Here is a 22,530-nt window from a genome sequence, read left to right as displayed (position 1 = left end):
AAGGAGCAGCGCAACGTATTGCGCTATTCACCCTCTATTAATACCCCTTTTCTATAATTGCGTTTTTACTCTCGCTATTGTTAATTATGAAGCGTTTAGCCATTGTTACCGCCGTTCTGACTCTTGCCGCCTGTCATGTTGCTACCGCACCAAGCGGTGAATCTCCACCAGCAGAAACTCCCTTACCTACCCAATGTACCCAAGCTAATCTCAATGCAATTGAGCAGCTAGTCAGTACTGGCGATGGCAGCGGACATGGCCCGGATATTGGCACTGCGGAATGGGCAAACAGTGTGGAGTATCGTTTAGATATTAATAACCGTGCAGATAAGCCGCCATTATTAACACCGAAGTGGTGCCAATGGGTGGCAAGCCAAGCGAACACCTCAGCCAGCTTTAACTGTAAGCAAGCACAAAGTGATATCGCCCGCCACGTATGCCAGTCGCCAAGGCTGAGTGAGTTAGATGCGCAATTGGCTAACACCTTCGAAAAAGCACTGGCACAATCCGATAGTGACAAACATAAAAGCACGTTACGGGCCATGCAACGTGGTTGGATAAAAGGCCGTGATGCATGCTGGCAAGCAGATAACGTAAAACAGTGCATTATTGATGCCTATCAGCATCGCAACGCTTCACTGCAAGTGCAATATCAACTCACCACGGCTGTGGATCATCTTCAGTATGATTGCGAGGGCAAACAGGTGAGTGTTGATTTTTATGATACCACGCCACAATTTATTGCCCTGCGCGAGGGTGAGCAACAATGGCTGATGCAGCGCGTGATTGCCGCCAGTGGTGCTAAATACCAAGGCCGCAATCAGGTTTTTTGGCAAAAAGGCGATAGTGCCTTTGTGCAATGGCAGTACAACACGCCCATGCAGCAGTGCACTTTACGCTAAGCAGGCTCCGACCACACCGCAAACTCATTACCACTGGGCTCCACAAAGTGAAACCGTCGCCCGCCAGGAAAGTCGAATAACGCCGTGGAGATCTCGCCTCCCGCTTGCTCTATCTTAGCTTGGGTTTGCGCAATATCGCTGGAATAAAAAACCAATAATGCGCTGCCTTTGCTGGTCTGAGCGTTTAAGTCGCTACGATAAAAACCGCCATCGAGCCCTGCTCCGCTAAAGGCTGTGTAATCTGGGCCGTAGTCAGTAAATTGCCATGCAAAAACTTGGGTAAAGAATGCTTTTGTGGCCTCGAGGTCACGCGCAGGGTATTCCACATAGTTCAGCATTTCGTGATTATTTTTCATCCTTGTCGCCTGCTATAAAACAAAAAAGGTGCGCTAAGCATAGCGCACCTTTTTTATTGGTTCTACTGGGTTGCGTATTAACGCATTAAGGCCCTACTGGCCTTTGTCTTGTTGCTCAATCTTGGCCCAAGAATCACGTAGCCCTACGGTTTGGTTAAACACTAAGTGTGCAAAGTGATCGTCACGGCAGAAATACCCTGTACGCTCAAACTGATAGCCTTTCAGTGCTGCGGCTTCGCTTAAGCTAGGCTCTAATTTGGCGTTTTTAACCACTTTTAGTGACTCTGGGTTAAGGGCATCGGTAATGTCCTCTGCCGCACCTGGGTTAGGCACATTGAATAAGCGGTCGTACTGGCGCACTTCGGCTTCAATACAATGGCTGGCACTCACCCAGTGAATAACCCCTTTAACCTTGCGGCCATCGGCTGGGTTTTTGCCTAATGTTTCCGGATCATAAGAGCAATAAATGGTGGTGATATTGCCTTGCTCGTCTTCGTCAATGCGCTCTGCTTTAATCACATAAGCATTACGTAAACGCACTTCTTTGCCTAGCACTAAGCGCTTAAACTTCTTATTCGCTTCAACACGGAAGTCTTCACGCTCAATGAATACCTCGCGGGTAAATGGCAACTGACGCGAACCCATTTCTTCTTTGTTCGGATGATTAGGCGCATCGAGCATTTCCACTTGCTCTTGTGGGTAGTTTTCGATCACGACGCGCACCGGGTCTAATACCGCCATGGCACGCGGTGCGTTTTCATTTAAATCATCGCGAATACAGGCTTCAAGCATACCCATTTCTACTAGGTTATCTTGCTTGGTTACACCAATGCGCTTACAGAATTCACGGATAGAGCCTGGGGTGTAACCGCGTCGGCGTAGCCCGGCAATCGTTGGCATACGCGGATCGTCCCAACCATCAACATGACCATCGACCACCAACTGATTAAGCTTACGCTTACTCATAATGGTGTACTCAAGGTTCAGTCGTGAAAACTCGATTTGCTGTGGGTGGCATTCTAAGCTGATATTATCTAACACCCAGTCGTATAAACGGCGGTTGTCTTGGAACTCCAAGGTACACAATGAGTGGGTAATGCCTTCAAGCGCATCGCTAATACAATGGGTAAAGTCATACATTGGGTAAATGCACCACTTGTCACCGGTTTGGTGGTGGTGAGCAAAACGAATGCGATAAATAATCGGGTCGCGCAGCACCATAAAGGAACTGGCCATATCGATTTTGGCTCGCAGTACACACTCGCCCTCTTTGAACTCGCCGTTTTTCATTTTTTCGAATAACGCTAGGTTCTCCGCCACAGGTGTATCGCGATAAGGGCTATTTTTACCCGGCTCTTTTAACGTGCCACGGTACTCGCGAGCTTGCTCGGGTGTTAAGAAACACACATAAGCGAGGCCTTTCTCAATAAGCTCAACAGCGTACTGATACAACTTGTCAAAGTAGTTAGAAGAGTATTGAATCTCACCGCTCCACTGAAAACCCAACCAGTTCACGTCTTCTTTTATTGAGTTCACATAGTTGATGTCTTCTTTTTCTGGGTTGGTATCATCAAAACGCAAATTACACAGCCCGTTGTAGTCTTGTGCAATGCCAAAATTCAGGCAAATAGACTTGGCGTGGCCAATGTGTAAAAAGCCATTTGGCTCGGGTGGAAAACGCGTGTGCGTTTGCTGATGTTTGCCTGAGGCTAAATCTGCGTCAATGATGTTACGAATAAAGTTCGTTGGGCGATTCTCAATCTCCGCCATTGGGATACTTTCCTCTGAATTCTGCGTGACTTATAACCCACGCATTATGACAAATACTGCGCTTAACTTACAGCTTTTAGTAAGGTCACACCAGCTTTAATTCAACGGTGTTGCCGTCTGGGTCAAGAATGTATAAAGAACGACCAAAACCAGTGGCCCCGTAGCGCTCAGCGAACTGCAACGACTGGTTTACGCCTTTGGCTTTTAAGGTGCGGATCACCGCCTGTTCGCTCGCGGCGCTGATTTGCAAGCAAAAATGCGCCAGTGGCGAGGTGCGCACCTGCACCGTTTGCTTGCTATCTAAGCTACCCTGAGTGCTAAGAATATCAATCAGGGCCTGGCCGGCACGCAACTGATACAACCCCTCTTGCTCCAATAGGCGCTCTAACTGAGCGCCAAGTACTTCCTCGTAAAATGCGCGCATGCGAGGTACATCATCTGTGCGCAGCACAACATGGTCTAGCCCGTGTAATTGCATTGAATGCTCCTTTTATTGATTAGGATCTAATCACTGTGCGTCACGCTAAGCTATGCTACAGAGACATTCATTACAACGCTAAAGGAGCCGTGATGCAATTGCATACTGCTGCAGATTTAATGACCCCAGCGCCGCTGACCGTAACCGCTGATGCCTCGTTGCATGATGCCCATGCATTAATGCGTGAGCACAATATTCGCCATATTCCCGTTACCGATGAGCACGGCACCCTTATTGGCATGCTGACGCAAAAACTGATGATTGCCCAAGTGATGCGCATTATTTCAGTGTTTGGTGCACCGGCACTTGAGCGCAAAGAGAAACAAACGCAAGTGGGCGATATTATGCTTCAAGATTTTGATACCGTGGCCCCCGGTGATGCTTTAAGTGATATCGCCGAATTTTTTCTCAATAACCGCCATGGCTGTATGCCGGTGGTTGAGGAGCAAAAACTGCTCGGCATACTCACCTCTTCAGACTTTGTGCGCCTAAGCGTTGAGCTGTTGAAAAAGTCATAAAAGTTTAATCTAGCGCAACATCGCTGACATTTATCTGCCCTACACTTGAGGCGAGTTTAACAAACCTAGGAACAAGGAATAACCATGGCTTCACAGAATCAACATCGCGTTTATATACCGACCAATGCTCGCGCCAACCAGTATATTCTCGCCGAGTTTAAACCGGATGATGATTTTTACGCCTGCTTTAGCGATTATCGCAGCGCATATCAGCGCGTTGCCCGACAACTGTTCGCGTTATGTGACGACTCCGAGCTCTACAATGTGCATATGCTCGTCAACGACAAGCTGCCCATTGTGCGCTTTCATGAAGAGGCATATTGCTTAGAGACTCAACGGCAGCAGCTGTTCTTTTATAATCCGCGATATCACGAGGCTCATCAGCTACATGGCTGCTGCGAAAGCCGAGCACGCAAAGTACGGTTGCTATTCCTCGCTACAGGTGAAGACATTCGTGCCCATTCTGCCGATTTTCACCGCCGCGTTGCCAAGGTGCTAAGTGCACTGCAAGAGCAACTTCCCGGCGATGCCAATAAGTTGAAAGTGCGTGACCATCAGCACCTAACCTATGATTTGTTCGCCCGCGCCAAAGGGCATAAAGAGAGCTACGGGTATAAACTTAGAGCATTGGCTCCGCGCTATGAAGCCCGTGGCTGCCCCTTACCCAGCCATCGCGACCTGACTTATGCGCGTTTTACTTTGCCACTCACACGGCAGTTAAAAACGCAGCTATTGGATGCCAGCGCCACGGATTACGGAAACTTTTATAGCCACATTGAAGATGCATTTATCAGCGCCTGTGAAGCCAAGCGCCTACCGCGCCGCGCAATGGTGGCCAATGGCCGCACACCGCTTATTCGCCACCGTGATATCGACACCAGCGCTCACAATGAAGAACTGGAAAAGCTCAGCTTTGAACCCGGCAAAGGCGAAACCCAAAGTCATGTGCTCTTTGATGCCGCCAACTTGGTACAGAGCATTGACTTTGTGATTGTTGCCGGCGTTGAGGATCATCATGATATGGGCTATGGCCGCTTTATGAATCAAGTCGAGAGCGTGATCAAGGCGCTGTGCAATAGCTTACAGGTGAACCCAGAGCGCCAAGATATCAACACCCGCTTTTATCAGCACCTGAGCTACAGCCTATAAGTGCACGATGCGAACAATAAAAAGGCCGCTATTGAGCGGCCTTTTTTGTTGCTTGGCTCAGCCCCTTACCAGCCTAATTTAGCGTATTATCCCCTCCGCAAAAAAGACTTTTTTACGCTTTATATCAACACCTTAAAAGTAAACGAGATAGTTTACCTTGCTTACATACATTCATGTATGTATATTCCTGCTCTAGTCGGTTTAATAAATTGTTCAGCTAAAGGTAGGTTATGAATGTAAAAACGCTGGTCGCAGTCACAGTACTTGCGGCGCTTAGCTTAAGTGGTTGCCAGGAGCAACCACAACAACAAGCCCAAACGGCCCCCGCTGCCGTTGAAGTCGAGGCCATAACGTTGTCGCCACAAAGTATTGACCTCAGCACCGAGCTGGTTGGCCGCACGGTCGATTTTCGTCAAGCTGAGATCCGCCCTCAAGTAAGCGGTATTTTGCAGGCGCGACTGTTCGAAGAAGGACAAATGGTGAGTAAAGGAGATGTGTTGTATCGGATTGACCCCGCTCCCTACCAAGCTGAACTTGCCAGTGCCAAAGCGGCGCTCGCCAAAGCCCAAGCCAGTGTTCGCAACAGTGGCATGAAGGCCGAACGTATCAAAGGCTTATTAGGCAATAAATCGGTCAGCCAGCAAGACTATGATGATGCCGAAGCCACCTTGCTACAAGCAAAGGCCGATTTAGCAGCAGCCAAAGCCGCTGTACTGAGCGCCGAAATTAATCTTGATTACACCCAAATCCGCGCCCCCATTGACGGTCAGATTGGTCGCTCTAGTGTTACCGAAGGGGCCTTGCTGACAGCCAATCAAAGCGCAGCGCTGTCGATAATTCGCCAGCTTGACCCTATTTACGTAGATATGACGCGCGCCGCCTCCAAGTTATCTTCTTTGCGCAGTGCCATGCACCAAGGCAACCTCAGCCAAAACCCCGAGGTTAAACTGAGATTAGAAAATAACGACTGGTATGCGCTCTCGGGTGAGCTGAAGTTCTCCGAGGTAAGCGTTGACCCATCAACGTCTATGGTCACCATGCGCGCAGTGTTCCCCAACCCCAATGGTGAATTGCTGCCAGGCATGTTCGTGCGAGCGCAGTTAGCTACCGGCCAAGATGATGACGCCTTATTGGTACCGCAAAAAGCCATTGTGCGCACGCCCAAAGGTGAGGCCACAGTGATGGTGGTCAGCAAAGAAGGCACGGCGCAAACTCGCGTAGTTGAGCTCGGTCAAGAGATAAACCAAAGCTGGCAAGTCCACTCCGGTCTACAAGCCGGTGACCAAGTGATCGTCGCCGGGCTGCAAAAGGTTCGCCCCGGTAGCAAAGTGACAGTGGCAAAACAGGACACGGGGGCATAATTTATGGCTAATTTTTTCATTGGCCGGCCTATTTTTGCTTGGGTGATCGCCATCGTGATCATGCTTGCGGGCCTGCTATCGGTAAAACAGCTGCCCGTTGAGCAATACCCTAAAGTTGCGCCACCGGCGGTCAGCATTAATGCCAGCTACCCTGGTGCCACCGCACAAACAGCTGAAAACGCCATTACTCAGGTGATAGAGCAAGCCATGAACGGCTTGGACAACCTCATGTATATGTCGTCACAAAGTGATTCAGTGGGCAATGTCAGCCTGACACTCACCTTTGAAACCGGCACTGACCCCGATATTGCTCAGGTTCAGGTGCAAAACAAACTGCAACGGGCAATTCCTCTGTTACCGCAAGAAGTGCAGCAGCAAGGGGTTTCGGTGGCCAAGTCTAATGGCAGTTTCTTAATGGTTATTGGCTTTATCTCCGAAGATGGCTCGATGAACCGCGAAGACATCGCCGACTATGTGGTTTCTAATGTTAAAGACCCAATTAGCCGCACCCCAGGGGTGGGCAATGTCACCGTATTTGGCAGCCAGTATGCCATGCGTATCTGGCTTGATGCGCAAAAGCTCAACCAATATCAACTGACCCCCACCGATGTCACCGCAGCCATTAAAGTGCAAAATAATCAGGTGACAGCCGGACAACTCGGCGGCGCCCCGGCGTTACCCGGGCAGCAATACAATGCCGCCATCACCGCGCAAAGCCGCCTCAGTAGCCCTGAAGAATTTGGCCAAATCCTATTACGGGTTAACGAAGATGGTTCACGAGTGCAGCTTAAAGATGTGGCTCGCGTTGAGCTCGGCGGTGAAGACTATTCCGTTATGGCGCGCTATAACGGCATGCAAGCAACGGGGATCGCCATCGAGTTGGCCACCGGAGCCAATGCCCTCGATACCGCTGAAGCGGTGCGCGCTCGCCTTGACGAACTAAAGCCTTATTTCCCGGAAGGGTTAAAGATTGAAGTGCCCTACGACACTACGCCGTTCGTTGAGCTTTCTATTAGCTCGGTGGTACAAACACTGTTTGAAGCCGTGCTGTTAGTGTTTGTGGTGATGTATTTGTTCTTGCAGAACTTCCGCGCCACCTTAATTCCGACCCTAGCGATTCCTGTGGTCTTGCTTGGTACCTTTGGCATTATGTCGGCGATGGGCTTTTCGATAAACACCCTCACCATGTTTGGTATGGTGCTGGCCATCGGCTTGTTGGTGGATGATGCCATTGTTGTGGTCGAGAACGTTGAGCGGGTCATGAGCGAGGAAGGCTTGGGGCCTGTGGAAGCAACGCGCAAGTCCATGGGACAAATCACCGGCGCCTTGGTGGGCATAGGCTTGGTGCTCTCTGCCGTATTTGTGCCGATGGCCTTTTTCGGCGGCGCGACCGGGGCTATCTATAAGCAGTTCTCTATTACCATCGTTTCGGCCATGGCGTTATCGGTGTTGGTGGCGATTATTTTCACGCCGGCCCTGTGTGCCACCATTTTGAAGCCCATCAAAGGCGATCATTTGGAAAAAGGCGGCTTCTTTGGCTGGTTTAACCGTACCTTTGATCGCTCTAACGACGGTTACCAAGGGGCAGTAGGTGGCCTGCTTAAGCGTCCGGTGCGCTCAATGGCATTATATGGCGCGATTATCGCAGTGATGGCATTGATGTTTGCCCGTCTGCCCTCGTCATTCTTGCCCGATGAGGACCAAGGTATCTTTTTAACCATGGTGCAGCTGCCAAGTGGTGCCAGCCAAGAGCGTACCGAAGAAATAATGACTAAGGTCGCCGATTATTATCATGGCGAAGACTCAGTACGCTCGGTGTTCACCGTCAGCGGCTTTAGCTTTGCCGGACGCGGACAAAACGTCGGCCTTGCCTTTGTGCGCCTTAAAGATTGGAGTGAGCGCGACGACAGCCAAAGCGTACAGGCCACTATCGGTCGGGCGATGGGGTATTTTTCTACCATTAAAGAGGCGCAAATTTTTGCCTTTAACTTGCCTCCTATTCAAGAGCTAGGACAAGCCACTGGCTTCAACCTGTTCTTGCAAGATAGGGGCGCCTTAGGCCATGACGCGCTACTGCAGGCCCGTAATCAACTGTTAGGAATGGCGGCGCAGCGCCCTGAGCTGATGGCTGTGCGCCCTAACGGCATGGAAGATGCGGCGCAGTTACAGGTGGATATCGACCAGCTTAAAGCGCAAGCGTTAGGAGTCTCAATTAGCGAGATAAACCAAGCGTTGTCTATTGGCTGGGGCTCACGTTACGTCAATGACTTCACCGACCGAGGCCGTGTTAAAAAGGTTTATGTGCAAGCCGATGCCGAGTACCGCATGACCCCGGAAGATTTAAGCCATTGGTATGTGCGCAATAATGAAGGTGAAATGGTGTCCTTTGATACCTTTGCCACCAGCCGCTGGGTGTATGGCCCGCAACGCTTAGAGCGTTACAACGGCATCTCAGCCATGGAAATTCAAGGTCAGCCAGCACCGGGATACAGCTCCGGCGTGGCGATGCAAACCATGGCCGAGCTGGTTGCTCAATTGCCACCGGGCATTGACTTTGAATGGACTGGCACCTCTTACCAAGAGAAAATGTCTGGCTCCCAGGCGCCGATGCTCTATGCCTTGTCGATTTTGGTGGTGTTCTTATGTTTAGCCGCTCTTTACGAGAGCTGGGCTATTCCATTTTCGGTGATTATGGTGGTGCCGCTGGGGATCATCGGGGCGCTCAGTGCCGCCTTCTTGTTCGGTCTTCAGAACGACGTGTATTTCCAAGTGGGCTTGTTGACCACCATGGGCTTGGCATCTAAAAACGCGATTCTCATCGTCGAATTTGCCAAAGACTTGCAGCAACAAGGTCGTTCGGTGATCAACGCCACGCTCGAAGCCGTGCGCTTGCGTTTACGGCCCATCATCATGACCTCTCTGGCGTTCTCGCTCGGGGTCTTGCCATTGGCGATAAGCTCCGGAGCCGGCTCGGCCAGTCGCAATGCCATTGGTATTGGCGTACTTGGCGGCATGCTCAGTGCTACCTTCTTGGCTATCTTTTTAGTTCCCGTGTTTTATCTCGTGGTGCAAAAGCTCTTTGTTCGAAAGTAACTGCACCCAACCCCAAAGCCGGACTTTTTAGTCCGGCTTTTTTATGCCTAAAAACAAGGTATCAAGGAGGGCTTGCGCTTGCTCGATAAGGTCAATATAACCTGGGTGTTGCAGGAATTTACTGATAAGGCCACCGACGAGGGAGTTCATCGCCGCTGCGGCGACTCGCGGCTCAATAGCGGGGTTAAGCTCACCATTTTCCAATGCTCTGGCGAACGCCAGTGTGAGTGTGTCCTGCACTTCTTGATTGAGTTGTTCTTGTTGTTGTACTGCGGGGTTAAGCTCGTCAACATACTCACAGCGATGGAACACCACCGTTAGCACGCGATGATACTGGGGGTCTTGTTGCACGATCACCAAGGCGCGATGCATTACGTCTTTTATTTGCGCCAAAGCGCTCAGATCATTGGCACTTTGCAGCTCACTGAGCATTTGTCGAAACGGCAGACGAATACGGTCTAACATGGCGTTGAACAGATCGGCTTTGTTGTCAAAATGCCAATAGATTGCGCCGCGCGTGACGCCTGCGGCGCTGGCGATGTGTGCCAAGGTGGTCCGTGACACACCATGCTGGTAAAACTGATGCTCGGCGGCATCTAAGATAGCACTGCGGGTTTGTTCGGCATCAGCCTTCGAACGCCTGACCATGGCCTTGCTCGATTAAGAAATAATGATCGCAATATTAACATAGTTGCTACCTGAACCAACAGCCATCGCGGTGTTATCGATACTCCAGTCGGGCGGTTAGGCGATTAAATAACCTGGGGAAAAAACGCTTGATGGTGGGTGCCCAATAACTTAAGCCTTGGCCAATCACCACTTCTTGCTTTTGCTTTTCAATCGCGGTGATGATTTCTTGCACACAGGCGCTCACCGGCATACCGTTTTCAATCGACTGTTCACTTTGATTTTGCGCCACCCCTTTCCCGTTCAAGGAGTTATGAGCAATGCGGGTTTGCACCGAGCCAGGACACACGGTGAGGCAATGAATGCCGTCAGCGGCAAGCTCGGCGCGAATGCAATCCATAAAGCCGACCACCGCATATTTGGAGCCGGAATAACCGGAGCGAAACTTAGAACCGACTTTGCCCGCGACGCTGCTGATTGCCACGATCATCCCCTGCTTTCGAGCCTGCATTTGCGCAACCACCAGTTTAGTGAGGGCCACAGTGCCAAAGTAGTTGACCGCCATTAATTGCTGGTAAGTAGCAAAGTCGGTGTCGGCAAATAAGCTACGTTGCGACACCCCACCATTATTAATCAAAATATCAATATCACCGATGGCTGCAAGCTGCTCGGGGAGCTCTTTGAGTAGGCTCTCAGCGGCGCTCAAATCCAAAGGTAAGACAACATGTCCCTGCCCCACCAAGCTATTTTTCACCTGCTCAAGGGCTTGCTCGTTGCGCGCCGATAACACCAGCTTAGCGCCTTTGGCCGCAAGTTGTTTAGCCAGCTCCTCACCAATGCCCGATGATGCGCCGCTTAACCACACCCGTTTGCCATCTAAGTTCATTTTATCGCTCCTGCTTGGTGTTCAATTTGCGCTTGCAGCTCTTTGCAAAGCCCCATTAAAAATAAGGCTTCAACGACAACAAATAAGGGCCCAATAACCAAGCCGATTAAATCATCCACAAAGGCAGGTTTTTTGCCTTCGTAATAGTGACCGACAAATTGAAATACCCAGCCCACGACGAATAATCCGATACCAATGGACAGCCACAGCCACGTGCTAAGCATCGCCACGGGCGCAGCCCCGAGCAGACCCAGCACCAACAATGCGCTCATTAGCAGGCCTAGCCTGAGGGATAGCTTTAAATAATAAAGGCAGGTAATACTCACGACCAACACAGCTGGAGTGAGGCTGAGCGCTAAAACGGTAAAACTCGGGCGGGAGAGCAGCACCAGCAAGGCATACACGATTAAGGGTATGCCGATAAAATGGGTGTATATATTACGTTTATCACGATGATAACGAGCGTAATTACTTAATTGGGTAACCAAGGTTTTCATGGTGTTAGCACCTTTTTTATTATTAACCTTGTGCTCAGTTTAGAGTAAAACCCCTAACTTGCCTATATTTTTGGCTCGTCTCGCTCGCCCTCATCAAGATTGCCAGTGGCATGGGTATTCATGCGTACTAAATTGGGCTTGCGCTCACTCGCAGCGGCGCTCTTTAATGGTCCCTGCCCCGGTGGAGAATTAGGCTCATCAGACACTGGCTCACCGTTTTTAAAGGGTTGGATCATATTGGCGTATTGTTCAATGAGCCGATGCATTCCCTCTGGTGCTTCACAACGCGTAAACTGCATCTCCACATCAACAATATCGGTTCGCCGCCGGTTACTGTCGCTGGTTTTCGGCGAAAGGTTCACCTTGAACGCCACTCGCTCAGCATTGAAACCGTCCACTTGGTGCGTCGCCCGTTTCAACTCGCTTTCACTGATTTGAATCGACATATCAAAACGCATTTTGTCTAAGGCTATGCCTTGCGGCTGTACTAAAGCAATAAGCGGCACATACATATCGTGTTGCTCGTCGACTTGCACTTTCACCATTTTCGCCGCTAGCGAGCCATCCTCTTGAGTATCGAAGAACTGCTGCAATTGCATCACATATTGTTGCGATATCATGGTCCCGGTGGTGTTCACCGCATGGTGGATCCCCCGAGTGATATCGGTGAGCATTTGCGCATTCATCTTTTCTTTGCCAAACATCATAAGTCCTTACTATCAATGACATTGGGAGTGCGCAGCCGCTGTAATAGCTCAGTGTTGAGAAAATGACTTTGAGCATGCAGCTGCACGTTAACATAGGCGCGCGTATCACCTGCGCGCCCAGAGTGCTCGGAATGTAACAGCACCACATTGGCCTGTTTGGTGTGACAGTTCGTAGACCAATAACGACTTGGTATTGGCCATAATGTACTGATAGCCTGCCAACACCGCCGCCAAGCACTTTTTAGCTTCACCTTAGCCGCCATCCTTTTTACCATCTTTATCAGAAGGCGGTGCGATTTCAGCTTTCGTGTCCGCAGGTAAGGCATCAGTAGCAGACGGTTTACCCTCGCCAATAACCACGGGCTTGGTAGCCGCATCGGTGAGAAAATCAATAACCCGCATTAATGCTTCAGGCGGCCCTTGGCGTTTTACTGCGGTATGAATTGAATATTTAGCTCGGGTGTCGGTTTTACGGGTTTGCTCGGACTTATGAGACACCTTGCCATGCACTTTAACCGAGAATGGACCCCAGCCCATTTTTGCCTCAAAGCCACCCTCACCACTGGTTTCGCTGTGGCTTTCTTCTGATTGTGTCACTTCCAGTTCAAAGTCAATTGACCCTTCTTCGACACAAATATTGGGGTGGGTGATCGCTGCAAGTAACGGCACCCGCATGGTTTTACGTATGGTGCCCTTGAAGTTACCTTCGGTATCCACTTGGGTTTCATCGTATTCGAACTCAACGTTCACCGCCTTGCCATCTTTAATGCACACGGTCATCAAAAATTCGGCGTAAGTCCGACTTGCCTGTACTTGGGCGGTGATCATTGCATGCAATGGCCCCCCTATCATGCGATCCAATGGCAAGGCATTAATTACCGAGCCAACGAGTCCTGTATCGATAGCCATAGTTCTCTCCTTTTGTTCCTATTTGCGCTATTGCCATTAAAAACTAGGAGTCGCTGGCTTAACTCGTGCTCTTATGTAAGCCCTTGTAATAAAAGTAGCGCCGGATAAGCATAAAGATCACCGTGGCGCCGATGACGGCTGACATCAGGTGGTGTATCAGTAAGTGGCCGACAATAAAGGCCGGGATATCGTCGAAGGAGTCGATCAGCAGCAGCTTGAGTATTAGCGCCACATAAACGCTAAGATGCAAAAGAAACGCGACTTTAAATAACCGCCTAAACCCTCGCTTCATACTCGGATGAATAGCCACCACTCCCAAGCGCAGCAGTAGCCATGCGCACAGCGCAATGGCCATGGAAACCACACCTAACCCCAATAAAGAGGTTTTAATAAGCACCACCGCTAAAATGACATAAAACCACATCGCTAACACTCACATAAACGCTGATACAACCCCGATGCCCGGCGCACTGGCGTGGCGATGGCATGAGCCAAAGTGCGCGCATCACAGATCAATTCAATATGCGCCTTGGCACGGGTCACACCGGTATACACCAATTGGCGATTAAGTCCTTGGCCGCCCCGATGCAGCGGCGGCAGCGCCATGGCGGTATGGGCAAACTCAGAGCCTTGTGACTTGTGAATGGTCATAGCAAAGACTTTATCAAATTGCGGTAAACGCCCCGGATAGAATGCCCTGGCCTCGCCCTGCGCGCCCATAAAAACGGCCTGAGGCTCGCCGTTGTCATCCGCCATAATAATGCCAATATCACCGTTAAACAGGTTAAGCTGATAGTCGTTCTGAGTGATCATCAACGGCATACCGATATAAAAGCGCTGCTGCACATTGATTTCCCCTTGCTGAGCGAGGTGATGTTCAATGCGTTGGTTAAGCGCATGCACACCAAAGGGCCCCTCTCGCAGTGCGGCAAGTAACTGGAAACGAGCAAATGCGTCATGCACCTGTGCGGGCGTTGCCCCGGCTGCAATCAATGCTAAGTAGTGGCTGTACTGCTCGGCGCAGCGGGCAATGAGTGTGCTGTAAAACCCCTCATCCAAAGGGTAATAACTAATATCACTGGCGCGGCTTTGCAGCAGGTATCGTGCTTTTTTGCTATCGGCTGTGTTAATTGCATACGCCAGTTGGCCTATGCCGCTGTCGCCATCGAAGCGATAGCTGTGCTGCAAAAAGGCAACATGATCGGTTAACGCATAAGGTGATTGCTGGCCACTGTGATAAGAATGCTCACCGCATAAATAGCCAAGTTGCTCGGCGCGCTGGTCACTGTAGTGCGGCAGTTGGCCAAGGGCACATTCACTGCAAATATCAGCCATGATATTGCCCGTGTCCACCGAGCTCAGCTGGTCTTTATCGCCCAATAAAATCAATCGAGTATGCGGTGCTAAGGCGTCTACCAATTTGCTCATCAGGCTAATATCGACCATGGACGCTTCGTCGACAATCACTAAATCGGCATGCACCGGATTACCCCGATGATGGCGAAAATGATTGGACATGGGCACCGTACCTAACAACCGATGCAGGGTTTGCGCTTGCTCGGGAATACTCTCTAATACCGCTTGGTCGGTCTCGGCTAAGTCGCCTTTTGCTCCTTGAATAGACTCGCTTAGGCGTGCTGCTGCTTTGCCGGTTGGAGCAACCAGTTCAATGTGCAAAGGGGCTTGGGCATAGAGCGATTGTAAAATCGCTAACAAACGCGTCACCGTAGTAGTTTTACCTGTCCCCGGACCGCCGGTGATCACACAAAACTTACTGGTGGCCGCCAGAGCACAGGCCACTTTTTGCCAATCAGGTTCGCTGTTTTGATTGTTAAAGTAATGCGCCAACAGCGCTTTGAGCGCCGGCAAGTCAAGCTCCAAAGGCTGCTTAGCTAACTGCAAAAAGCGCGCGGTTAACTGCGCTTCGTAGCCATCATAGCGCGCCAGATAGACGCGCTGCCCATGTATGCGCAGCGGTTTTTCAGCCCCAGTACACGGCAAGGCATTAAGGCAGCCGAGGGCATCGAAGTCAGGCGCAAAAAACGCGGGCACTGGCGCGCGGGTATCGAGCTCAAAGGGGTTGTCCCAGTTCACACTGTGCAAATCTAAGCAGGTATGCTGCTCATGCATAGCTTTGAGCAACAGCAGGATAATATAAAACCCCTCGCTGTAAGGCGGTTGCTGTTCATCGACGAGTAACGCCGCCAACTCGACATCCACGGTACGCACTTTACGCTGTTCTAACAGTACCTCAAGCATAGTGCGCTCCTTTGGCGAAAAGCCCGTCTAAGGTGTCGATTTCAGCAACACTGAATGGCCGATAGTACACTCCGTGTCCCTCGGGCATCGCTCGTAAAAAAGTATACACCATGCCACCTAGGTGCTTAGTGGGGTCATAATCAGGCAATCGCGCCGCCAGCAAGCGGTGCAATGCCACCATATAAATCGCCCCTTGGACATGATAGCTATGGGCATTCATGGCGTGCGTTAAGGCTTCATCGTTATAATCATCGGCGCTCTCACCGAGGTAATTCGATTTGTAATCAAGCACGTAATAGCGCCCCTGATAGCAAAAGATTAAATCAATAAAGCCTTTTAGCACGCCTTTAACACGTTCAAAATCAAGACCAAAGTCATAGCCAAACAGGCTTATCATGGTGGCATTAAAATGTTGGGCATCAAGCTCATTGAGCGCGAGATGAAACTCCATCTCCACTAAACAATCATCGCTTTGTAACTGCCCCAAATAAAGCCCTGACTCGAGTATGGGGCAGCGCATAATCGCCGCCATCCAGCTGCATAGCAGCGCGTGCCAGCTCTCATCCAGTGCGTATTTATGCAGGGTATAGGTGATCACTTGCTCAAGCTCTTCCATGGCCTGCGTCTCGCCGGCGAGCACGCCGCGAAAAGAGATTTGCTCGAGAATATCGTGCAGTGCACTGCCAGGCCCCGGGCCTTTGGGGAAATCATAAGCCGTTAGCTGCGCCACCGGGAGGGCCTGCTTAAGCACTAAACTTTGCTGCAAACGGTGATCCTCATCATCACCGCCACTGTGGCTGGTACCATGATAATCACTGTGCTTGAAGCTCAAGGCGCTAAAGCTGGTGGCCCGCCAGTTGCGCTCAATAACCGCCTGCTGGGCGCGCACATCGCGCTCAACGACCGCGTTTTCCTGCACCAGATTCTCACCCGATTGATAATGATCAGCATCGGTTAAACTCATGTCCGGGTAAGGCGCGAGTCGAGCCTGCAGCAGCTCACGAACATTCTCCGTGCCCTCAGCGCCCGGAAACAACAAGTACCCTAGCGCGCTTTGCAGCAGTTGCGAGCGTTTATGCTTACCCAAATTATAAAGCCCTAAAGCACAATGATAGATGGGCCGGGTCAAGGCCACATACAATAACCTTAAGTCCTCGGCTAAGCGCTCACGCTCGGCGCGCGCAAGGTTCTCTTGTTGTTTAGATAAATCTAAGTACAGCTGCCCTTGGTGGTGATAATAAGCGGCGCTGGCGCTGCGGAAATTGACCGCAAACGGCATAAACACAATGGGGTATTCTAACCCTTTAGAAGCATGCATGGTCACGATTTGCACCAGCTGGGCATCGGACTCCAAACGCAGTTGGGCGCTGTCACCCTCACTGCTATCACGGGTCAATTGCTGGTGAAAATACTTCAGCAACCGCGCCGTGCCATCCAGTTCAAGTTGCTTATGTTGGAGAATTTCACCGAGATGACGAAAATCCGTTAATAGGCGCTCAACATCCCACCCTTGCTCGGCCCATACTTGCGGTAATTGATTTTGCCATAACAGCTGCTCGAGCATTGCCAACGCGCCGTCGCGGTACCAACGCCGCTTGAGCTCAGCGAAGTGCTGCAATTGTTGCTGCCACTGCTCGGCATCATCGCTCAGTGCCAGCAGTTGGGCGCTATTGAAGTTATAAAATGGCCCCGCCAGCAAGCCGCGCAGTGCGCGCTCATCATAGGGACCGTGTATAATCGCCAATAAGCGGTAAAGGTGTTGCGCCAGCGGTTGCTTAAACACACTTTCGCGGGCTAGATAAACACTGGCAACACCTTGGCGAGTAAGCGCCTTTTTCATCAGTGCCGCTTCACCCCTGTCGCGTACCAAGATGCAAAAATCGCCGGCACACGGGGGCGTCTCACCTAGCAGCAAGTCTCCTTGTTGCGCCGCAGCCAACAAAAAGTGAACCCGCTTTGCAAATGCCTCGGCCAAGGCGCTTTGTCCTTGCTCTTTCGATAACACCTCAGCACCGCTGCCGTAAAAGACAAAATCCATGGCACCGAGCGCCTCGCCTTTATATAACAGCGCTTTATCCTTGCCATTCGCTTCCACTTCTTGATAGGGAATGGCATCGTTAAAGATAAAGCTCTGCGGGTGACTGCTGAATAAGTTATTGACACTTTCCACTAATGGCGTCGCCGAGCGGAAGTTTTTTGCCAAGGTATATTGCTGCTGCGCGCTCAGTTGTTGCTTGGCATCGATGTAGGTAAAAATATCGGCGCCACGAAAGCCATAAATGGCCTGCTTGGGATCCCCTATCATGGTGAGGTTAGTGAACTGTTCATCGCTGGGACGATAAATAGTGCTGAAAATACCATACTGAATGGGATCGGTGTCTTGGAACTCATCGATCATCGCCACTGGGTATTGGCGGCGAATTTGCTGTTGCAGCTGGTTGTCGCTGTCATTGTGCAACGCATCATAGAGCTGACTAAGCAGGTCATCGGGGGCGATAATGCCGGTGCGTGCTTTGTTGCTCTGCACATGGCGGCGCACATAGGCGAGCGCCAAGACACATATCACCTGCGCAAGGCGCTCACCCAGGCCTTGGCTAAGCTGCGCCATACGTTCAAATTCCACCACCAAAGGGTGAGAAAAGGGTTGGCCATTTTTCTTGTAAATGCTGGGGTCCTCAAGGCTTTGCGCACTCCATAAGCTAAAGGAGTGCTTGGCCGCACCTAAACTCAACTGGGTGTCATCATTGTCGCTAAACGCTGCCAAGCCCGCCAAATTACTTTTATGCTTAGGTTTGGCATTGCCTTTGATATCGCTGGCGGCAATGGCATTGAAAAAATCGCCCTCGCGCAGTGCCTGTTTGAACTGGGGCAAAGCCTTAAGGTATTCGCTTTGGCATTGCCACAATTGGGTCAGCTCAGCCTCAGGGTCATCAATGTGTGGTTGTAACTGCAGCTGTTCGCGATTAATGAGCGCACGCAGCTCTTTTAGCAGGCTATGTGGCGAGCTGTAATGAGCGAGGACCGCCTGCGCTTGCTCTGCACGCAGCGGATACACAAACTGTCGCCAAAAATCGAACACCGCCTGCTCATGCAGCTCACTCTCATCCAGGGTGAAGCGCAAATTAAAGGCCATGTTCGATTCAAACGCATGTTGTTTAAGCATGCGCTGACAAAATCCATGAATGGTGTAAATGGCGCTTTCATCCAAGGATTTCGCCGCCATATCCAGACGATTAAATGCCTGTTGACGGTCGTCAAGCTGCGCTATCAAGTCACGCAAGAGCTCATCGCTGCTGTGCTCCCCTAGCAGCATGTTTTTTGCCATGCTAATGCGCGAGCGCACCCGGTCTTTGATTTCACTGGTGGCGGCCTCGGTAAAGGTCACCACCAATATTTGCTCCACCGTCAGCGGCTCGCCTTGGTTGCCCTGGGCATCTTCATACAGACCCAACAAGTAGCGTAAATACAACCCGGTGATGGTATAGGTTTTACCGGTTCCGGCACTGGCCTCAATAAGCTGTTGTCCATCAAAGGCAAGGGTGACAGGGTTAAGCGTCTGCATAGCGTTGCTCCTCGCCTAATTGCGCTATGGGTTGCAACAATCGCGTACTCCAGTCACAGAATTCCTGCTCGCACTGAAAAAGGTCGGCAAAGTCAGTGGCGATGTAAGGGTCACTGCGCTCGGCGACACCCACATACGGGCTGCCGACGAACTTAATATTGGCTTTATTCATATCTTGGCTTTGTATCCATTCCCAGGCACTGGCGGGGAAAAATGCCACACTGCTTTGATGGCTGCTAGTAAAGAGTTCTAGCCAAGGCTCTAATAATTGTTCGGCACGCTCAGCATTCATCGGGGCAAAAGACACTTGTTCGTCTAAGCCCATCACCACGGTGGTGACCGCCTCCCCACACAGCTGCGCGAGTAAGTGATAAATAAACCCTTGGATCCTATCCTTCGCTTTAATACTGGCGCTGCGATAAAACACCTGTTGACTGCCATAGAGGTGCGCTAACCAACCTTGCAGGCGCACTCCAGAAACCGTGATATCCACTTCCAGCATTTGCGCCATTTGCCCTTGCGTACGCAGCTGAACCTGCTCTGCCAGTGGGCTGATACGACTACGCAGTTGCTGCAAGGTCAATGTCGATAACACACCTTGGGGCAGCACCCCGCGCTGGATAATTTCCTCGTCACTCGGAGCGCTACCGTGCAATTGTCCTTCGAGCAGCTCATCGAGCAATTGATAACGCGATAAGGCATCTAAATCGAAATGCTCGATATCTTCATCGTGTGCATCAATGCCATCTATGCGCACCCCAAGTACTTGTTGATAAAAATAACGTTGTGGGCGAGTAACACACTGCATCAAAGTATCGAGCTCGCACAGTTGTGGCGCTGTGACAGCCAAAGGCTGAAGCTGTTGTTTTTGCTCTTGTGCGGCTGTTAACGGCAAGGCCCACACCGGATTAAAGCTTTGCCAACGGCTGTCCTTTTGATAATACTGCGGATGAAACGGCTGCAGATGATGCTGCATCACTAATCGGCTTGTGAACGTATCATCGCTGTCTTGCCAGCAAAAGCTGCGGTCTAAATATTCACACAGCTCACTGACTAATACCGAGGGCATACGGGGACTGTTATCGCGGCTAGAGCGACCGATATAACTAAGATATAGGCTATCTCTGGCGCTCAGCAAGGCCTCTAAAAATAAATAGCGGTCGTCTAGGCGACGTGAGCGATCGCCTTTGCGTCGCTGGCTGTAAGGCACCAGGTCAAAACCAATAGGCTGTACACTGCGTGGGTAATCGGCATCGTTCAACCCCAAGATACAGACCTTTTTAAAGGGCACGGCGCGCATCGGCATCAGCGTACAAAAGTTAACTTTACCGATTAAAAACCGCTGCCCCACGCCTTTTTGTTCGACACCTTGTTGAATCAAGGTGGCGAAGATCCGTGCCGAGATGAGCCCTTGATAGTCACCATTATCATAGTGCTTTTCAATGTCACTATAGAGGCCATCTAACAAGGCTAAGTCTGCGGCACTTAAATGCTCTACTGCCATCACTTCACTGGCAATTGCGCGCAAGCTGGTACACTTATCCAATAAGCTTGCATCACCACTAAGTGCCTGCTTGGCCTGCAACAACACATTGATAAAGGCCAAGAGTTTGCTCAATGTATCACTGGCCATGCCCTCAACTGCGTCAGCCGGATAAACCCCATGATAAGGCGCATCGGTGGCCGCGATGCCTAACAATAATCGCTTTATTCCCAAACGCCAGGTGTTGAGATCAATACTTGGCAGGTTGAATTCTTGTTTGTGCGCGCCATCAATTCCCCACTTCACCCCGACTTGCTCAAGCCACACTTGGCACTGTTCGAGTTCGCTGGCGACGAAGCCGAAATGCTGGCTAATGGCCTCAATGTATAATAAATCCATCAATTCACTGACACCAAAGCGGCTAAATGGTAGATTCACCAAGCTCACCAAGGCATTAACAATAGGCTGCTCTTGGGCAATGGATAAGTCGGCAATGGCATAGGGAATATGGCGCTCGCCTTTAGCGCCACCAAACACCGCTTCAATAAAGGCGCTGTACTGCCCGACATCAGGCATCATCACAATGATATCTTTGGGTGTTAGGGTTGGATCGCGGGCAAACTCAGCAAGTAGATGGTCGTGTAAACACTCCACTTCACGCAAAGCCGTGTGGCAATTACTTATTAACAGGGAGTGATCTTGTTGCGCCAATGCTATCTTGCCCTGCTCACTGATAAACCAGTGTGGGTCTTGCGCTAGGCTTTCTCCTTTGAAAGCTAATTCATATACCTCTTGCTGTAGACGACCCAATAAATGCGGCGCAAATTCATCATCGAAACCATCCAGCCACTTGCCATCTAATTGCAGCAGTTGCTCTAGGTAATCGCGGCCAAGCTTACCCCATGATGCCAATAATGGATTACCGACGATAAAATATTGTTGCTCAGATTCAGCCGCGTCGACATTAGGCTTACGTTGATATTGAGTGTGTATTTTAGCCAGCGTTTTCTCATCAACGATATCGCCCCAATAATGTTCACTGGGGTTGAACAGAAATATCAACACATCCGTGTGCTCACTGAGCGCCTGAAAGATCGCTAGCTGCGATTGCGCCAAAGCGGAGATACCAAACAAGCAAATACGTGGCGGCAGTTGCAACTGCCCCGCCGCCAGTGCATCCAGTAATCCTTGGTGCATATTAGCGCGATGATATGGGCTTTGCTCCAGCTCTTGAACACGTGCAACTAAAGCGCGCCAAAGATCGGGCTGCCAAGGTGCATGGCTAATATCAACGTCATCTAGTTGGTCTTCGCCCGCTTGCCAACTAGCCAACCACTGTGGTCGATACATTAGATAATGGTCGAACACATCAGCAATTTTTTCACACAGGGCATAGCGTTTGTGACCATCATCGTCACCTTCAAGGTAGCGCATCAGGGGTTGGTAATGAGCCTGTGTTAATTTTTGCGGCAACAGTTCGTAGAGCTTCCATGTCATATTGGCTTTGTTAAACGACGACTCTGGCGGAACATCAGGCAAAGCTTGCTGGTACAAAGACCAGATAAAACTCGAAGGTAATGGAAAATCGACCTGTGCACATACGCCTAACTGCGCTGTAAGCTCAAGCTTCAACCATTGTGACATTCCTGGAGAATGCACCAATACTTGTTCTTTGTGGAAAATATTAGAACTGCTGGTATTAGCCAGCAACGCACAGAGCTGGGCGCTGAGAATCTCCATACGGTTTGACTGTATTATATGCAGCATGCGTTATCGGTATTATTGGAATGCCTAGATAGCCAGTGTACGCAATTTTAATGACGGGCACTAGGTTGACATCACAGTGTATTTTCACCTTATTGGTTATTGTTAAGCGGCTTCATTGTTGCACCTAAGTTAATAGCAAAATATTCGGTAACATCTTGAATTTGCATATTTTAGGAACATAGATTAAGTTATAACCACAATGGAAT

Annotated in this window: 18 protein-coding genes; 5 read left to right on the top strand and 13 right to left on the bottom strand. The window is 50.4% G+C overall.

Annotated features, from left to right (window positions below):
* The first annotated feature begins 86 nt into the window (after positions 1-86).
* The gene (locus MHM94_RS03950) at positions 87-902 is read left to right on the top strand and encodes an MliC family protein (protein WP_235419085.1); all 816 of its coding nucleotides are present in this window, start codon (positions 87-89) and stop codon (positions 900-902) included.
* On the opposite strand, the gene MHM94_RS03945 is transcribed toward MHM94_RS03950, so the two are convergent.
* The 3 genes from MHM94_RS03945 to MHM94_RS03935 form a co-directional block, all read right to left on the bottom strand.
* Positions 899-1,258 (bottom strand): VOC family protein, encoded by a 360-nt coding sequence (locus tag MHM94_RS03945; protein WP_022944011.1) that lies wholly within the window; start codon positions 1,256-1,258, stop codon positions 899-901. The two genes, MHM94_RS03950 and MHM94_RS03945, sit on opposite strands and share 4 nt — an antisense overlap.
* A gap of 93 nt (positions 1,259-1,351) precedes the next feature.
* Positions 1,352-3,028 (bottom strand): glutamine--tRNA ligase, encoded by a 1,677-nt coding sequence (gene glnS / locus MHM94_RS03940; protein WP_045978694.1) that lies wholly within the window; start codon positions 3,026-3,028, stop codon positions 1,352-1,354.
* A gap of 85 nt (positions 3,029-3,113) precedes the next feature.
* Positions 3,114-3,506: a VOC family protein gene (locus tag MHM94_RS03935; protein WP_235419086.1), complete on the bottom strand. Its 393-nt coding sequence runs from the start codon at positions 3,504-3,506 to the stop codon at positions 3,114-3,116.
* 92 nt (positions 3,507-3,598) lie between these two features.
* On the opposite strand from MHM94_RS03935, the gene MHM94_RS03930 reads away from it, so the two are divergent.
* The 4 genes from MHM94_RS03930 (at position 3,599) to MHM94_RS03915 (ending at position 9,627) form a co-directional block, all read left to right on the top strand.
* Entirely contained in the window at positions 3,599-4,024 is a 426-nt protein-coding gene (locus tag MHM94_RS03930; protein ID WP_138588228.1) for a CBS domain-containing protein, read from the top strand.
* Positions 4,025-4,108: 84 nt separating this feature from the next.
* Positions 4,109-5,173, top strand: a complete 1,065-nt coding sequence (locus MHM94_RS03925) for a DUF3083 family protein (protein WP_235419087.1) — start codon at positions 4,109-4,111, stop codon at positions 5,171-5,173.
* A gap of 230 nt (positions 5,174-5,403) precedes the next feature.
* Entirely contained in the window at positions 5,404-6,534 is a 1,131-nt protein-coding gene (locus MHM94_RS03920) for an efflux RND transporter periplasmic adaptor subunit (protein WP_022944016.1), read from the top strand.
* 3 nt (positions 6,535-6,537) lie between these two features.
* Positions 6,538-9,627, top strand: coding sequence for an efflux RND transporter permease subunit (locus tag MHM94_RS03915; protein ID WP_045978691.1), 3,090 nt, complete (start codon positions 6,538-6,540; stop codon positions 9,625-9,627).
* 27 nt (positions 9,628-9,654) lie between these two features.
* Here the strand turns inward: MHM94_RS03915 and MHM94_RS03910 are convergent, their stop codons facing one another.
* The 10 genes from MHM94_RS03910 to recC all read right to left on the bottom strand — a co-directional run bounded on the left by MHM94_RS03910 (position 9,655) and on the right by recC (position 22,324).
* Complete coding sequence (locus MHM94_RS03910) at positions 9,655-10,275, bottom strand: TetR family transcriptional regulator (RefSeq protein WP_045978690.1); 621 nt, start codon at positions 10,273-10,275, stop codon at positions 9,655-9,657.
* 73 nt (positions 10,276-10,348) lie between these two features.
* Positions 10,349-11,140, bottom strand: coding sequence for an SDR family oxidoreductase (locus MHM94_RS03905; protein ID WP_235419088.1), 792 nt, complete (start codon positions 11,138-11,140; stop codon positions 10,349-10,351).
* A complete protein-coding gene (locus tag MHM94_RS03900) occupies positions 11,137-11,637 on the bottom strand; it encodes an Mpo1-like protein (protein ID WP_235419089.1) in 501 nt (166 codons plus the stop codon). The genes MHM94_RS03905 and MHM94_RS03900 overlap by 4 nt, the downstream gene beginning before the upstream one ends.
* 62 nt (positions 11,638-11,699) lie before the next feature.
* Entirely contained in the window at positions 11,700-12,344 is a 645-nt protein-coding gene (locus MHM94_RS03895) for a DUF2589 domain-containing protein (RefSeq protein ID WP_081604450.1), read from the bottom strand.
* Positions 12,341-12,607 (bottom strand): hypothetical protein, encoded by a 267-nt coding sequence (locus tag MHM94_RS03890; RefSeq protein WP_235419090.1) that lies wholly within the window; start codon positions 12,605-12,607, stop codon positions 12,341-12,343. The genes MHM94_RS03895 and MHM94_RS03890 overlap by 4 nt, the downstream gene beginning before the upstream one ends.
* On the bottom strand, positions 12,597-13,253 hold the full coding sequence (locus MHM94_RS03885; RefSeq protein ID WP_235419091.1) for a DUF2589 domain-containing protein: 657 nt from the start codon (positions 13,251-13,253) through the stop codon (positions 12,597-12,599). Before MHM94_RS03885 ends, MHM94_RS03890 begins: the two co-directional genes overlap by 11 nt.
* A gap of 58 nt (positions 13,254-13,311) precedes the next feature.
* Complete coding sequence (locus tag MHM94_RS03880; protein ID WP_235419092.1) at positions 13,312-13,677, bottom strand: hypothetical protein; 366 nt, start codon at positions 13,675-13,677, stop codon at positions 13,312-13,314.
* A gap of 2 nt (positions 13,678-13,679) precedes the next feature.
* The gene (recD, locus tag MHM94_RS03875) at positions 13,680-15,512 is read right to left on the bottom strand and encodes an exodeoxyribonuclease V subunit alpha (protein WP_235419093.1); all 1,833 of its coding nucleotides are present in this window, start codon (positions 15,510-15,512) and stop codon (positions 13,680-13,682) included.
* Complete coding sequence (gene recB / locus MHM94_RS03870) at positions 15,505-19,074, bottom strand: exodeoxyribonuclease V subunit beta (RefSeq protein WP_235419094.1); 3,570 nt, start codon at positions 19,072-19,074, stop codon at positions 15,505-15,507. The genes recD and recB overlap by 8 nt, the downstream gene beginning before the upstream one ends.
* Positions 19,061-22,324 carry an exodeoxyribonuclease V subunit gamma gene (gene recC, locus MHM94_RS03865; protein WP_235419095.1) on the bottom strand — a complete coding sequence of 1,088 codons (3,264 nt, stop codon included), beginning with the start codon at positions 22,322-22,324 and terminating at the stop codon, positions 19,061-19,063. Before recC ends, recB begins: the two co-directional genes overlap by 14 nt.
* Positions 22,325-22,530: the final 206 nt, after the last annotated feature.

Origin of the sequence: Pseudoalteromonas sp. CNAT2-18.1, assembly GCF_022347865.1 — a bacterium.
Taxonomy (GTDB): Bacteria; Pseudomonadota; Gammaproteobacteria; order Enterobacterales; family Alteromonadaceae; genus Pseudoalteromonas; species Pseudoalteromonas ruthenica.
Note: the sequence above shows the minus strand (reverse complement) of the source record. Positions and strands in the feature narration are given on the sequence as shown.

Coding starts and splice junctions, on each gene's coding strand:
- recD (WP_235419093.1), bottom strand. CDS start 15,512: ATGCTTGAGGTACTGTTAGAACAGCGTAAAGTGCGTACCGTGGATGTC.
- MHM94_RS03885 (WP_235419091.1), bottom strand. CDS start 13,253: ATGGCTATCGATACAGGACTCGTTGGCTCGGTAATTAATGCCTTGCCA.
- recB (WP_235419094.1), bottom strand. CDS start 19,074: ATGCAGACGCTTAACCCTGTCACCCTTGCCTTTGATGGACAACAGCTT.
- MHM94_RS03920 (WP_022944016.1), top strand. CDS start 5,404: ATGAATGTAAAAACGCTGGTCGCAGTCACAGTACTTGCGGCGCTTAGC.
- MHM94_RS03900 (WP_235419089.1), bottom strand. CDS start 11,637: ATGAAAACCTTGGTTACCCAATTAAGTAATTACGCTCGTTATCATCGT.
- MHM94_RS03890 (WP_235419090.1), bottom strand. CDS start 12,607: ATGGCGGCTAAGGTGAAGCTAAAAAGTGCTTGGCGGCGGTGTTGGCAG.
- MHM94_RS03950 (WP_235419085.1), top strand. CDS start 87: ATGAAGCGTTTAGCCATTGTTACCGCCGTTCTGACTCTTGCCGCCTGT.
- glnS (WP_045978694.1), bottom strand. CDS start 3,028: ATGGCGGAGATTGAGAATCGCCCAACGAACTTTATTCGTAACATCATT.
- MHM94_RS03915 (WP_045978691.1), top strand. CDS start 6,538: ATGGCTAATTTTTTCATTGGCCGGCCTATTTTTGCTTGGGTGATCGCC.
- MHM94_RS03910 (WP_045978690.1), bottom strand. CDS start 10,275: ATGGTCAGGCGTTCGAAGGCTGATGCCGAACAAACCCGCAGTGCTATC.
- MHM94_RS03925 (WP_235419087.1), top strand. CDS start 4,109: ATGGCTTCACAGAATCAACATCGCGTTTATATACCGACCAATGCTCGC.
- MHM94_RS03905 (WP_235419088.1), bottom strand. CDS start 11,140: ATGAACTTAGATGGCAAACGGGTGTGGTTAAGCGGCGCATCATCGGGC.
- MHM94_RS03895 (WP_081604450.1), bottom strand. CDS start 12,344: ATGATGTTTGGCAAAGAAAAGATGAATGCGCAAATGCTCACCGATATC.
- MHM94_RS03935 (WP_235419086.1), bottom strand. CDS start 3,506: ATGCAATTACACGGGCTAGACCATGTTGTGCTGCGCACAGATGATGTA.
- MHM94_RS03930 (WP_138588228.1), top strand. CDS start 3,599: ATGCAATTGCATACTGCTGCAGATTTAATGACCCCAGCGCCGCTGACC.
- recC (WP_235419095.1), bottom strand. CDS start 22,324: ATGCTGCATATAATACAGTCAAACCGTATGGAGATTCTCAGCGCCCAG.
- MHM94_RS03945 (WP_022944011.1), bottom strand. CDS start 1,258: ATGAAAAATAATCACGAAATGCTGAACTATGTGGAATACCCTGCGCGT.
- MHM94_RS03880 (WP_235419092.1), bottom strand. CDS start 13,677: ATGTGGTTTTATGTCATTTTAGCGGTGGTGCTTATTAAAACCTCTTTA.